Raw genomic sequence first — 12,528 nt, 5'->3', positions numbered from 1 at the left:
CCGCCGTCCTGGCCCGGGCTCGGCAGAACGGAAGGCCGCAGCAACCGGCCGGGGAGACGCCCATGCATGCCATGCCCTTGTCCCGCGACACCCTGCGCCGCCTGCCACCGGCGGTGCGGGTGCCCGGCTACGACCCCGCGCAGGTGGTGCCGGGCATCGTGCATCTGGGGCTGGGCGGCTTCCACCGCGCGCATATGGCCCGCTACACGCATGACCTGATGCAGCGGCAGCCGGAGGCGCTGTCCTGGGGCATCGCCGGGGCCGGGCTGCTGCCGGCGGACCGCCGCATGCATGACGCCCTGGCGCCGCAGCAGGGGCTTTATACCCTGGTGGAACGGCGCGGCGCGGAGGAGGTGGTTTCCGTCATCGGCTCCATCCCGCGCGTCATCTTCGCGGGCGAGAGTGCCGCGGAACTGCTGGCGGCCATCGACGACCCCGCCATCCGCATCGTCAGCCTGACCGTCACGGAAAACGGCTATTGCCTCAACCGGGCCAGCAAGAAGCTGGACCTTGAGCATGAGCTGATCCGCCGGGACCTGGCGGAGCCGGCCAACCCGCGCAGCGCCATCGGCATCGTCGTGGAGGCCTGCCGGCGGCGGCGGCAGGCCGGCCTGCCAGGCTTCACGGCGCTGAGCTGCGACAATATCCAGCACAACGGCAATGTGCTGCGCGCCGCCGTGCTGGCCCTGGCGGAGCACCGCGCGCCCGACCTCGCCGCCTGGATCGGCGAGCATGTCAGCTTCCCCAATACCATGGTGGACCGTATCACGCCGGTGACGCAGGAAGCGCAGGTGGCGGAGCTGCGCGCGCGTTACGGCATCGGTGACAACTGGCCTGTGTTCAGCGAGATGTTCACGCAATGGGTCATCGAGGACCGCTTCATCCGTGGCCGCCCGGCCTGGGAGATGGTGGGCGCGCAATTCGTCGATGACGTCACGCCCTATGAATTCATGAAGCTGCGGCTGCTGAACGGCAGCCACCTCGCCGTGGCCGGACTCGGGCGCCTGTTGGACTATACCTATATCGACGAGACCATGGCCGACCCGCTGCTGCGCGACTACATGGCGGCGCTGATGGACCGCGAGACCGGCCCCACCCTCGCCCCGGTGCCAAGCATCGACCTCGGCGCCTACAAGCAGACCCTGATCGAGCGCTTCAGCAACGAGGCCATCAAGGACACGGTGGAGCGGGTGAACACCGACGCGCCGATCAACGTGCTGGTGGACCCGATCCGCGACCGGCTGAAGGCCGGTGCGCCGGTGGAGCTGCTGGCGCTCGCCCTCGCCGCCTGGTTCCGCCGCATCCGCGGCGAGGACGAGCAGGGCCGGCCCATCGAGGTGCGGCACCCGCTGGCGGCACTGTTGCGGGAAAAAGCGCTGGAAGGACGCGAGAATCCGCGGCCCCTGCTTTCCCTCCGGCAACTGTTTGGCGAGCTGGGGGATGATGCGCGGCTGGTGCGGCCCCTGGGCGCCTGGCTGGCCTCGCTCTACGACAGCGGCGCCCGCGCCACGCTGCGGCAGGCACGGGCGCGGGGCCTGTTCTGAGGCGGCTTCCCGATCATGTGCTTGCGAAGAGCCAGGCCTGCCGTGCAAGATTCTTGACCTGGCGAAGCGCGAGGCGCCAGAGTTGAGGCCGGGTTGCCGTCAGGAGTGCCGCCGCAAGAGCGGCACGGGCGGCAGCGGGAGGATGGATCGATGATCAGGCGCTGCCTCGCTGTCCTGTCCACGGCCCTCGGGCTGACGCTGGCCGCCACGGCGCCGGGTCAGTCCCAGACCATCCTGACAGTCGCCACCGTGAACAATGCGGACATGGTGGTGATGCAACGGCTCTCCAGCCGCTTCGAGCAGCAGAATGCCAATATCCGCCTCCGCTGGGTGGTGCTGGAGGAGAATGTGCTGCGCCAGCGCGTCACCACCGACATCGCGACGCGCGCCGGGCAGTTCGACATCCTGACCATCGGAAATTACGAAGTGCCCATCTGGGCCAAGCAGGGCTGGCTTTCGGCGCTGGAGAACCTGCCGGCGGACTACGATGTCAACGACCTGCTGGCGCCGGTGCGGGAGGCCATCAGCGACCAGGGCAAGCTCTACGCCCTGCCCTTCTACGCCGAAAGCGCGATGACCTATTACCGCACGGACCTGCTGCAGAAGGCCGGCATCACCATGCCGGAGAAGCCGACCTATGCGCAGCTGCGGGAGATGGCGGAGAAGGTCACGGACAAGGGCAGCCAGACCTATGGCCTCTGCCTGCGCGGCAAGCCCGGCTGGGGCGAGAACATGGCCTTCGTCACGCCGCTGGTCACAGCCTTCGGCGGCCAGTGGTTCGACAAGGAATGGCGCCCCACCATCAACACGCCGCAGTGGCGCGACGCCGTCACCTGGTACAGCGAATCCCTGCGCCAGTTCGGCCCGCCCGGCGCCACCTCCAACGGCTTCAACGAGAACCTGGCGCTGATGGCCGGCGGCCGCTGCGGCTTCTGGATCGACAGCACCGTGGCCGCCGGCCTGCTGTATGATGCCAAGCAGTCGCAGATCGCGGAGCGTGTCGGCTTCGCGCCCATCCCCACCGGCAGCTATGCCGGCGGCCCGACCTGGCTCTGGAGCTGGAATCTGGCCATCCCGGCATCCTCGAAGCAGCAGGAGGCCGCGCGCAGCTTCATCACCTGGGCCACCTCCAAGGATTACATCAAGCTGGTGGCGCAGGAGAATGGCTGGGTGGCGGTGCCGCCGGGCACGCGGCAGTCGACCTATGACAACCCCGACTACAAGAAGGTCGCGCCCTTCGCCGGCTTCGTGCAGCAGGCGATCATGAGCGCCAACCCGGGCGGCCCGACGCGGGAGCCGCGCCCCTATACCGGCGCGCAATTCGTCGCCATCCCGGAATTCCAGGGCATCGGCACGCAGGTTGGCCAGACCATCGCCAGCACGCTGACCGGCACCAGCGTCGAGAATGCCCTGCGCAGCGCGCAATCCGCGACCGAGCGGACCATGCGGCAGGCGGGGTATCCGAAATAGGCGCCGCGAGACAGCCACGCGGAGCAGCCCCATGTCCTCCGTCACCGCCCCGGCCAGCCAGGCCCTTGAGGAACCCGCCGCGCCGGCCCAGCGGCGCTGGCTGCTGATGACGCCGGCGGTGGGCGTGCTGCTGCTCTGGATGATCGTGCCGCTGGTGATGACCCTGTGGTTCTCCTTCCAGCGCTACAACCTGCTGAACCCCACCGTCACCGGCTTCGCGGGGCTGGAGAATTACGAGTTTCTTGTCACCGACCCGGACTTCTGGGCCTCGCTGGTTAATACGCTGGTGCTGGTGGGCTCGGTGCTGGTTATCACGGTGGGGCTGGGCACGCTGCTGGCGGTGTTGTTCGACCAGCCCTTCCTCGGCAGCGGCATCGCGCGGGTACTGGCCATCTCGCCCTTCTTCGTCATGCCGACCGTCAGCGCGCTGGTGTGGAAGAACCTGATGATGCACCCGATCTACGGCGTGCTGGGCGCACTGGCGCATGCGCTGGGGATGCCGGCGGTGGATTGGTTCGCCGATTACCCGATGTTCTCCGTCATCGTCATTGTCGCCTGGCAATGGCTGCCCTTCGCGCTGCTGATCCTGCTGACCGCCATCCAGTCCCTGGACGGCGAGCAGAAGGAGGCGGCGCGGATGGATGGCGCCGGGCCCATCGCGCGCTTCTTCTTCATCATCCTGCCACATCTCGGCCGTGCCATCAGCGTGGTGGTGATGATGGAGACCATCTTCCTGCTGACGGTCTTCGCGGAGATCTTCGTCACCACCTCCGGCGGCCCCGGCAATGCCACCACCAACCTCGCCTTCCTGATCTATGCCCGCGCGCTGCTGCAATTCGACGTGGGCGGCGGCTCGGCCGGCGGCGTGGTGGCCATCGTCCTGGCCAATATCGTCGCCTTCTTCCTGGTCCGCTCCATCGCCCGCCGGCTGGAGGTATAGCCGCCATGCGCCAGACCCTGCTGCAACGCCTGCTGGTCACGCTGCTCGGCTGGGGGGTGGCGCTGCTGTTGTTCTTCCCCATCCTCTGGATGGCCCTGACCAGCCTGAAGACCGAGGTGGGCGCCATCGCCACCCCGCCGCAGATTGCCTTCACGCCTGTGCTGGACAGCTATGCCGAGGTGCTGGCGCGCGCCGACTACCTGCATTTCGCCTTCAACAGCATCGCCATCTCGGTGGGCGGCACGGTGCTGGCGCTGGCGCTGGGCATTCCCGCCGCCTATGTGATGGCCTTCCACCCGACGCCACGCACGCGCGGCACGCTGCTCTGGATGCTCTCCACCAAGATGCTGCCGCCGGTGGGCGTGCTGGTGCCCATCTACCTGCTGTTCCGCGCCCTGGGGCTGCTGGACAGCCGCACCGGCCTCGCCGTCATCTACGGGCTGATGAACCTGCCCATCGTGGTCTGGATGCTCTTCACCTTCTTCAAGGAGGTGCCGGGGGAGATCCTGGAGGCCGGGCGCATGGACGGCGCGCGCACCGGCGCCGAGTTCTGGCACCTGCTGCTGCCGCTGACCCTGCCGGGCATCGCCTCCACCGGGCTGCTGTCGCTGATCCTGTGCTGGAACGAGGCCTTCTGGAGCCTCAACCTCACCACGGCGGCGGCGGCGCCGCTGACCACCTTCATCGCCTCCTTCTCCTCCCCCCAGGGGCTGTTCTTCGCCAAGCTCTCAGCGGCCTCCACCATGGCGGTGGCCCCGATTCTCGTTTTCGGCTGGTTCTGCCAGCGCCAGCTGGTGCGCGGCCTGACCTTCGGCGCCGTGAAGTAGGGAGAAAGCCCCATGGCCACCCTGGCCCTGCGCAACATCCGCAAGAGCTACCTGAGCTTCGAGGTCATCAAGGGCATCAACCTCGATGTGGCGGACCGCGAATTCGTGGTGTTTGTCGGCCCCTCGGGCTGCGGCAAGTCCACCCTGCTGCGCATGATCGCGGGGCTGGAGGAGATCACCTCCGGCGACCTGCTAATCGACGGGCAGCGGGTCAATGCCATCGGCCCCGCCGACCGCGGGCTGGCCATGGTCTTCCAGTCCTACGCGCTCTACCCGCATATGACGGTGCGGCAGAACATGGGCTTCGCGCTGCGCATGGCCCGCGTGCCGAAGCAGGAACGCGAGCGCAAGGTGGCCGAGGCCGCGCGCGTGCTGCAACTGGAGCCCTATCTCGACCGCCGGCCCAGGGAGCTTTCGGGCGGGCAGCGCCAGCGCGTGGCCATCGGCCGCGCCATCGTGCGCAACCCGCGCGTCTTTCTGTTCGATGAGCCGCTGTCCAACCTCGATGCCGCGCTGCGCGGGCAGATGCGCATCGAACTCTCCCGCCTGCATGAGGCGCTGGCGGCAACCATGGTCTACGTCACCCATGACCAGGTCGAGGCCATGACCATGGCGGACAAGATCGTGGTGCTGCAATCGGGCCGGGTGGAGCAGGTCGGCTCGCCGCTGGAACTGTATCATCGCCCGGCCAATCTCTTTGTGGCGGGCTTCATCGGCTCGCCGCGCATGAACCTGCTGCCGGCCCAGCTGGGCGCCGAGGTGGGAGACGGCGTGATGGTGGAACTGCGCGGCGGCGAGCGCCTGATGCTGCCCCGGCCCTCCGGCCCGGTGCAGCCGGGCCAGCCCGTCACGCTGGGCATCCGGCCCGAGGCGCTGCGGCCCGACCCGGCCGGGCCGCTGGCGGGGGAGGTGCGGATGGTGGAACGGCTAGGCGGCCTGACGCTGCTGCATGTCGGCCTCGCCAACGGCCAGCCATTGATCGTGCAGATCGAGGGCAGCGACCCGACGCGGGCGCATACCCCCATCCGCCTTTCCATCGACGCCGAGGCCTGCCACCTTTTCGATGCCGAGGGGCAGGCGCTGCCGGCGCTGCACCAGCACCCGCTGGCGGCGTAAGCCCCATGATCCTGGTCTGCGGCGAGGCGCTGATCGACCTCTTCGTCGATGCCACCGGCACCGGCGGCAGCCTGCCGGCCAGTGCCGTGGCCGGCGGCTCCCCCTTCAACCTGGCGGTGGGGCTGGCGCGGCTGGGGGCGCCGGCGGGCTATCTGGGCGGCCTCTCCACCGATGGCTTCGGCCGCTTCCTGGAAGCGCGGCTGCGGGCCGACGGGGTGGATACCACCCTGGTGAAGCACAGCGCGCGGCCGACGCCGCTGGTGGTGGTCTCGCCCGATACGGCAGGCCACCCGGCCTATACCTTCCATGCCCATGACTGCGCCGAGCGCGACCTGCTGCCCGCCGACCTGCCGCGGCAACTGCCGACCGGCGTCACGGCGCTGGCCATCGGTTCCTATGCCATGGCGGTGGAGCCTTCCGGCGGCACGCTGCTGGCGCTGGCGGAACGCGAAGGGGCCGCGCGGGTGGTCAGCCTGGACCCCAACCTGCGCCCCGCCCTGGTGGGCGACCTCGCCCGCTGGCGGGAGCGGTTCGAGCGCTTCGCCCGCAGCGCCAGCATCATCAAGCTCAGCATCGAGGACCTGCACATCGCCTATGGGCCGGAGGCCGACCCGGCGGTGCAGGCGCGGCACTGGCTCGGCCTCGGTGTCGGGCTGGTGGTGGTGACGCTGGGGGAGAAGGGCGCCATTGCCTTCCATGCCGGCGGCAGCCTGCGGCAGATGGGCCAGCCTGTGGCGGTGGCCGACACCGTGGGCGCGGGCGACAGCTTCCACGCCGCCCTGCTGGCCCGGCTGCAGGCGCGCGGCCAGCTCAGCCGCGCCGCGGTCTTCGCGCTGGACAGCGCGGCGCTGGAGGATGTGCTGCGCTACGCCACCCTGGCCGCCGCCCTCACCTGCACCCGGCGCGGCGCCGACATGCCCGGTCAGGCCGAGCTGGAGGCCGCGCTGCGCCCGGCACCCTGAAGCCATGGCCGAAAGGCCAGGCCTGGGCAGTTGCCAGGGCGGTGGGAAGGTGCTCACTCACGGGTGGGATGGAAACGCTTCCGGAATCGCGCGCGCCGCAGGGCGTGCGCAGCTTGCTCAGATCGCGTGCCTTCAGGCGGCTCTGGGCGCTTGGCGGACTCGCGAATGCCATGCGCTGGGTCGAGATGCTGGCCGCCGCGCTCTTCACCTACGAGGCCACCGGCTCCGGCATGGCGGTGGCCTTTGTCTCGGCGGCGCGCAGCCTGCCCATGCTCTTCCTGGGCGCCATCGCCGGCGTGGTCTGCGAGGCGATCAACCGCAAGCGCATCCTGCTCGGCGGCATGCTGCTGTGCTTCGCGGCCGCCCTGTCCATCTGCCTGCTGGACCTGCTGGGCTGGGTGCAGCCCTGGCATATCGCCGTGGCGGCCTTTCTCAGCGGCTGCGTCTGGGCCACCGAGATGTCGGCGCGGCGGCGCATGGTGGGGGAATCCGCCGGCACCGGCCTTGTTTCCCAGGCCGTGGCGCTGGACAGCCTGACCAATGCCTCCGCCCGCATGGTCGGGCCGCTGGCGGGCGGCGCGCTCTTCGCCTGGTTCGGCCTTTCCGGCGCCTTCGCCATCTCGGCCGCCTGCTACCTCATCGCGGCGCTGATGGTGCCGGGCATCCAGTATGCGCAGGAAATGCGGCGCCTGGAGCTTTCCCGCATTCCCGGCGACCTGGCCGAGAGCTTCGCCTTCGCGCTGCGGCAGCCGGCCGTGCTGACGGTGCTGGGCGTCACGGCGACCATGAACTTCTTCGCCTTCTCCTATGTCGCGCTGGTGGCGCCGCTGGCCCGCACGGTCTTCGCCGCGCCGGATGCGCTGGTGGGCTTCCTGGCGGCGGGGGAGCCGTTGGGCGGGCTGCTCGGCGGGCTGCTGCTGACCAGCCGGGCGCCGAAGGCCTATCTGCGCACGCTGATGATCGCGGGCTCCCTGTTCTTCCTGCTGACCCTGATCGCCATGCCGCTGATGCCGAGCTACGCCCTGGCCTGCGGCCTGCTGGTCGGCGGCGGGCTGGGTCTGGCGCTGTTCAGCAACATGCAGACCACGCTGGTGCTGACCGCCGTGCCGGCCAGCCAGCGTTCGCGGCAGATGGGCCTCGTCACGGTCTGCATCGGCCTCGGCCCGGTGGGGCAGATGCTGATCGGCGTGCTGGCGGATCTCTACGGCCCCACCTGGGCGGTGATCCTTGCGGCGATCTGCGGGCTGGTCTCGCTGGGCCTCGTGTCGCTGCTCTGCCTGCGCGGCAGGCGCAAGGACGACGGCGCCGGCTGAAGCGGCGGGCTATTCGCCGCCGCAGCCCAGGTCGGCGCCGACAAAGGCGCCGGTCCGCTCATAATGCTGCGCCAGCAGGGCGGCGGCCTGCTCGGCATCGCGCTCCAGCGTCGCACGGGCGATGGCGGCATGTTCCGCCGCCACGTCCCGCCCCGGATAGGCCAGGGTATTGGACAGCGCGCGGTAGCGCCGCGCTTCCTCCCGCAGCCGGTCGCAAAAGGCCAGCAGCGGCGGCGCGCCGCAGCCTGCCAGCAGCGCCTGGTGGAATTGCAGGTGGCAGGCTTCCCACTCGGGATTGGTGACGAAGCGGTGTGGGTCCAGCGAGCGGGCCACGCGGTGCAGCCGGTGCTCGGCCAGCAGCAGCCCTTCCTCCCAGGCGGCATCGCCGCGCCGGATGGATTCCCGCAGCGCCGCGCATTCGGCCAGCACGCGGCTGCGGATCAGCCCATCCAACTGCCCCGGCGCCGCCGCCGCGACGCGGAAGCCGCGATGCTCCAACTGCTCCGCCAGCCCTTCGGCCGCCAGCTTGGACAGTGCCTCCCGCATCGGGGAGGCACCGGCGCCGTAGCTCTCGGCCAGGTCCCGCAGCTTCAGCTTCTGCCCCGGCGGCAGGCGGCCGGAGAGGATGTCCTCCCTCAGCCGCCGGTGGACGGTGGTGGCGAGGGTCAGGTCGCGCGCATCGGGCTGGGGATTCGCCTGGGACATGGCAGCGGCATCATCGCGCCTGTGCCTCGGCCGCGCAAGGATTTGCGGAAATCCTGCTTGACCGGGCAGGATTTTCGATAAAACCTCAACCGCAAGAATCAAGGAGGATACGGCGCGTGCGCCTGATCGCGTTCCAGCATGAGGGCCGGGCGGCCCTTGGCGCCCGCCTGGGCGATGATGTCGTGGCCCTGGCCGATGTGGTGCCGGGCCTGCCGCAGGACCCCAGCGAGGCCCTGGCCGCCCTGAACCTGCCGGAGGGCGCGCCCGCCCTGGCGGCGAAGCTCGCCAATGCGCCGCGCCGCCCGCTGAAGGGCCTGACGCTGCTGCCGGTGGTGCCGCGCCCCGGCAAGGTCATCTGCATCGGCCTGAACTACGCGCTGCATGCCAAGGAAGGCGGCAACCCGATCCCGGATTACCCGGCGGTCTTCTTCCGCGGGCCCACCTCGCTGGCCGCGCCCGGCGAGCCGCTGCTGCGCCCGAAGGTGTCCGACAAGTTCGACTACGAGGCCGAGCTGGCCATCGTCATCGGCAAGCGCGCACGGCACCTGACGGAGGCCGAGGCCCTGGGCTGCGTCGCCGGCTATACCTGCATGAACGAGGGCTCGGTCCGCGACTACCAGCGCAAATCCGCACAATGGACCATGGGCAAGAACTTCGACCGCACCGGCGGCCTCGGCCCCGAGATCGTCACGCCCGATGAATTGCCGCAGGGGCCGAACGCGCTCCGCATCACCTCCCGCCTCAATGGCGAGGTGATGCAGGACAGCCATACCTCGGACATGATCTTCACCGTGCCGCGTATCCTGGCGATCCTCTCCGAGGTGATGACGCTGGAGCCGGGGGACGTGATCGCCACCGGCACGCCCAGCGGCGTCGGCTATGCCCGCAAGCCGCCGGTCTTCATGAAGGATGGCGACACCGTCGAGATCGAGATCGAGGGCATCGGCATCCTCTCCAACCCCGTGCGGGACGAGGCCTGAAGGCCATGCGCCGCCGGCCCGTCAGCCACGGCGTGTCATGACCACCGCGCCCCGCGTCACCTTGTCCTTCGACAACGGCCCTGAGCCGGAGGTGACGCCGGGCGTGCTGGATGTGCTGCGCGCGCGGGGCCTGCGCGCCACCTTCTTCGTGCTGGGCCACAAGCTGGCGGCGCATCGCGCCCTGGCCGAGCGGGCCCATGCCGAGGGCCACTGGATCGGCAACCACACCTGGAGCCATGCGGGGCCGCTGGGCAACGCGCCGGATGCGGTGGCCGAGGCGGAGATTGCCCGTACCCAGGAGGAGATCGGCGCCCTCTCGCACCCCGACAGGCTGTTCCGGCCCCAGGGCGGCGGCGGCGCGCTGGGCCACCACCTGCTGAGCCGCGCGGCGCTCGACCTGCTGCTCCGCGGGCGCTTCACCTGCGTGCTCTGGAATGCCGTGCCGGGCGACTTCCGCGACCCCGACGGCTGGGTGGACCGCGCCCTGGACCTTTGCCTGGGGCCGGAACCCGTGACGCTGGTGCTGCATGACCTGCCGAATGGCGCCATGCGGCACCTGGACCGCTTCCTCGGCACCCTGGCCGACCGGGGCGCCCGCTTCACCCAGGACTTTCCGGCGGCCTGCGTGCCGCTGCGCCGCGGCGTGCCATCCGGGCCGGTCGCGGATTATGTCACGCCTCACACGGGGGCTGCCGCATGACCCAGGCTACTCGCCGCGCCATTCTGGGCGCACTCGCCGCCACGCCGCTGCTGGCCCGACGGGGCTGGGCCCAGGCCGCTTGGCCGGACCGGCCCATCCGCCTCATCGTGCCCTTCGCCGCCGGCACCACCACCGATGCGCTGGGCCGCATCCTGGCCGAGGCCCTGGCCAGGGAGGCGAAGCAGCCGGTGGTGGTGGAGAACCGCGCCGGGGCGGGCGGCAATGTCGGCGCCCAGGCCGTGGCCCAGGCGCCCGGCGATGGCTACACGCTGCTGCTGGGCACCAACGGGACGCATGGCATCAATTCCAGTCTGTTCCCTGACCTCGGCTTCGATGCGGTGAAGGATTTCACGCCCATCGCGCCCTTCGTCACCACGCCGACGGTGCTGGGCGTGCCGGCCTCCCTCCCCGCCAGTTCGGTGATGGAGCTGGTGGCGCTGGCCAAGGCGCGGCCGCTCTCCTTCGCCTCGGCGGGGAATGGCACCACGGGGCATCTCTCCCAGGCGCTGCTGAACCTGCGGGCGGGGCTGGAAACGCAGCACGTGCCCTACCGCAATGCCAGCCAGGGCGTGACCGACCTGCTGTCCGGCCGGGTGGATGCCATGTTCTACCACCCGCTGGGCCTCAAGCCGCATCTGGAAAGCGGCAAGCTCAAGGCCCTGGCCGTGACCTCCGGCAAGCGCATCAGCATCCTGCCGGATGTGCCGACGATCCAGGAAGCGGGGGTGCAGGACTTCGTGGTGGAAGGGCGCTGGTCGCTCTTCGGCCCGGCGGGACTGCCGCCCGCCATCGTGGCCCGGCTGAACCGCGCCACCAACGCCCTGCTGGCCGACCCCGCCGCCCTGGCCAACCTGCGCGCGCAGGGGGTGGAGCCGACGGGCGGCACCCCCGAGCAGCTTGCCGCCATGACGCGGGAGGAGATTGCGAAGTGGCAGCCGGTGATCGTTGCTGCCAGGATACGACCCGACTAGGGGGCGCCGCCGCGCCCGCCATGATGTGCGACCGAGGGCCGGCCCCAAGAAGCCGCCCCGGATGGAGGACACAAGCAATGGCTGACCTCGACCAGAATACCGTCACGGATGCCGTGATCGCGCAGATGGCCTCCACCACCGATCCGCGCCTGCGGGAGGTGATGGAAAGCCTCGTGCGCCACCTGCACGACTTCGCGCGGGAGGTGAAGCTGACGCCGGCCGAATGGCTGGCCGCCATCGGCTTCCTCACCCGCGTCGGCCAGAGCTGCACGCCGATCCGACAGGAATTCATCCTGCTCTCGGATACGCTGGGCCTTTCGCGCCTCGTGAACCTGCTGGACGACCAGGCCAACCGCGTGGGCGAGGCCACCGAGACCAGCCTGCTCGGCCCCTTCTACCGCGAGGCCTCGCCGCAATACGGCTATGGCGAAAGCATCGCCGCCCATGCGAAGGGGCCGGAGATGATGCTGTTCGGCCAGGTGCTGAACGAGGCCGGCGAGGGCGTGCCCAATGCCGTCGTGGAAGTCTGGCAGACCGATGCCGATGGCGCCTACGACCTGCAGACCAACGACCCCAGCGTCATGGACATGCGCGGCCAGTTCCGCACCGATGCAGAAGGGCGCTACGCCATCCGCACGCTGATCCCGCTGGGCTATTCCATTCCGATGGATGGGCCGGTGGGCGAGCTGGTGCGGCAGCAGGACCGCCACGGCTTCCGCCCCGCGCATATCCACATGCTGATCGGCGCCGAGGGATACCGGGAGCTGGTGACGGCGCTCTATCTGGGCGACGACCCGCATATCGATTCCGACACCGTCTTCGGCGTTTCGGAATCCCTTGTGGTGCGGCCGGAGAAAGGCGTGGAAGGCTCGCCCGCGCCGGATGTGCCGAGCGTGCGCTACGACTTCCGCGTCGCCCGTCGGGCGGAGGGCGATACTTCCGGCCGCGTCGGTGCCGATCCCTCGAAAGTCGCGGCGGAGTAGCCGCCAACCGATAGGTC

Annotated in this window: 12 protein-coding genes; 11 read left to right on the top strand and 1 reads right to left on the bottom strand. The window is 70.1% G+C overall.

Annotated features, from left to right (window positions below):
- Positions 1-62 precede the first annotated feature (62 nt).
- From EBE87_RS19355 to EBE87_RS19325, 7 genes are all read left to right on the top strand, one after another.
- Positions 63-1,544 (top strand): mannitol dehydrogenase family protein, encoded by a 1,482-nt coding sequence (locus EBE87_RS19355; protein WP_120637096.1) that lies wholly within the window; start codon positions 63-65, stop codon positions 1,542-1,544.
- Between the two features lie 150 nt (positions 1,545-1,694).
- On the top strand, positions 1,695-3,014 hold the full coding sequence (locus EBE87_RS19350) for an ABC transporter substrate-binding protein (protein WP_120637097.1): 1,320 nt from the start codon (positions 1,695-1,697) through the stop codon (positions 3,012-3,014).
- Positions 3,015-3,045: 31 nt separating this feature from the next.
- Positions 3,046-3,954: a carbohydrate ABC transporter permease gene (locus EBE87_RS19345; RefSeq protein ID WP_120637098.1), complete on the top strand. Its 909-nt coding sequence runs from the start codon at positions 3,046-3,048 to the stop codon at positions 3,952-3,954.
- Between the two features lie 5 nt (positions 3,955-3,959).
- Positions 3,960-4,781: a carbohydrate ABC transporter permease gene (locus EBE87_RS19340; RefSeq protein WP_120637099.1), complete on the top strand. Its 822-nt coding sequence runs from the start codon at positions 3,960-3,962 to the stop codon at positions 4,779-4,781.
- Between the two features lie 12 nt (positions 4,782-4,793).
- Positions 4,794-5,897: an ABC transporter ATP-binding protein gene (locus tag EBE87_RS19335; RefSeq protein ID WP_120637100.1), complete on the top strand. Its 1,104-nt coding sequence runs from the start codon at positions 4,794-4,796 to the stop codon at positions 5,895-5,897.
- Positions 5,898-5,902: 5 nt separating this feature from the next.
- Complete coding sequence (locus tag EBE87_RS19330) at positions 5,903-6,859, top strand: carbohydrate kinase family protein (protein WP_120637101.1); 957 nt, start codon at positions 5,903-5,905, stop codon at positions 6,857-6,859.
- Between the two features lie 68 nt (positions 6,860-6,927).
- A complete protein-coding gene (locus EBE87_RS19325) occupies positions 6,928-8,172 on the top strand; it encodes an MFS transporter (RefSeq protein WP_120637102.1) in 1,245 nt (414 codons plus the stop codon).
- A 9-nt stretch (positions 8,173-8,181) separates the two neighbouring features.
- Here the strand turns inward: EBE87_RS19325 and EBE87_RS19320 are convergent, their stop codons facing one another.
- Positions 8,182-8,877 carry a GntR family transcriptional regulator gene (locus EBE87_RS19320; RefSeq protein ID WP_120637103.1) on the bottom strand — a complete coding sequence of 232 codons (696 nt, stop codon included), beginning with the start codon at positions 8,875-8,877 and terminating at the stop codon, positions 8,182-8,184.
- Positions 8,878-8,993: 116 nt separating this feature from the next.
- On the opposite strand from EBE87_RS19320, the gene EBE87_RS19315 reads away from it, so the two are divergent.
- From EBE87_RS19315 to EBE87_RS19300, 4 genes are all read left to right on the top strand, one after another.
- Positions 8,994-9,857 (top strand): fumarylacetoacetate hydrolase family protein, encoded by an 864-nt coding sequence (locus EBE87_RS19315; RefSeq protein WP_120637104.1) that lies wholly within the window; start codon positions 8,994-8,996, stop codon positions 9,855-9,857.
- A 37-nt stretch (positions 9,858-9,894) separates the two neighbouring features.
- Positions 9,895-10,557, top strand: coding sequence for a polysaccharide deacetylase family protein (locus tag EBE87_RS19310; RefSeq protein ID WP_120637105.1), 663 nt, complete (start codon positions 9,895-9,897; stop codon positions 10,555-10,557).
- Positions 10,554-11,528: a Bug family tripartite tricarboxylate transporter substrate binding protein gene (locus EBE87_RS19305; RefSeq protein WP_120637106.1), complete on the top strand. Its 975-nt coding sequence runs from the start codon at positions 10,554-10,556 to the stop codon at positions 11,526-11,528. The genes EBE87_RS19310 and EBE87_RS19305 overlap by 4 nt, the downstream gene beginning before the upstream one ends.
- A gap of 77 nt (positions 11,529-11,605) precedes the next feature.
- A complete protein-coding gene (locus EBE87_RS19300; protein WP_120637107.1) occupies positions 11,606-12,511 on the top strand; it encodes a dioxygenase family protein in 906 nt (301 codons plus the stop codon).
- Positions 12,512-12,528 lie beyond the last annotated feature (17 nt).

The organism is Teichococcus wenyumeiae, assembly GCF_003696345.1.
GTDB lineage: Bacteria > Pseudomonadota > Alphaproteobacteria > Acetobacterales > Acetobacteraceae > Pseudoroseomonas > Pseudoroseomonas wenyumeiae.
The sequence above is the reverse complement of the archived record's forward strand: the minus strand, read 5'-3'. Positions and strand labels throughout refer to the sequence as shown.

What these genes read in the sequence shown, in the direction of transcription:
- EBE87_RS19310 (WP_120637105.1), top strand. Translation starts at nt 9,895, where the DNA reads ATGACCACCGCGCCCCGCGTCACCTTGTCCTTCGACAACGGCCCTGAG.
- EBE87_RS19335 (WP_120637100.1), top strand. Translation starts at nt 4,794, where the DNA reads ATGGCCACCCTGGCCCTGCGCAACATCCGCAAGAGCTACCTGAGCTTC.
- EBE87_RS19350 (WP_120637097.1), top strand. Translation starts at nt 1,695, where the DNA reads ATGATCAGGCGCTGCCTCGCTGTCCTGTCCACGGCCCTCGGGCTGACG.
- EBE87_RS19325 (WP_120637102.1), top strand. Translation starts at nt 6,928, where the DNA reads ATGGAAACGCTTCCGGAATCGCGCGCGCCGCAGGGCGTGCGCAGCTTG.
- EBE87_RS19300 (WP_120637107.1), top strand. Translation starts at nt 11,606, where the DNA reads ATGGCTGACCTCGACCAGAATACCGTCACGGATGCCGTGATCGCGCAG.
- EBE87_RS19340 (WP_120637099.1), top strand. Translation starts at nt 3,960, where the DNA reads ATGCGCCAGACCCTGCTGCAACGCCTGCTGGTCACGCTGCTCGGCTGG.
- EBE87_RS19355 (WP_120637096.1), top strand. Translation starts at nt 63, where the DNA reads ATGCATGCCATGCCCTTGTCCCGCGACACCCTGCGCCGCCTGCCACCG.
- EBE87_RS19330 (WP_120637101.1), top strand. Translation starts at nt 5,903, where the DNA reads ATGATCCTGGTCTGCGGCGAGGCGCTGATCGACCTCTTCGTCGATGCC.
- EBE87_RS19345 (WP_120637098.1), top strand. Translation starts at nt 3,046, where the DNA reads ATGTCCTCCGTCACCGCCCCGGCCAGCCAGGCCCTTGAGGAACCCGCC.
- EBE87_RS19320 (WP_120637103.1), bottom strand. Translation starts at nt 8,877, where the DNA reads ATGTCCCAGGCGAATCCCCAGCCCGATGCGCGCGACCTGACCCTCGCC.
- EBE87_RS19305 (WP_120637106.1), top strand. Translation starts at nt 10,554, where the DNA reads ATGACCCAGGCTACTCGCCGCGCCATTCTGGGCGCACTCGCCGCCACG.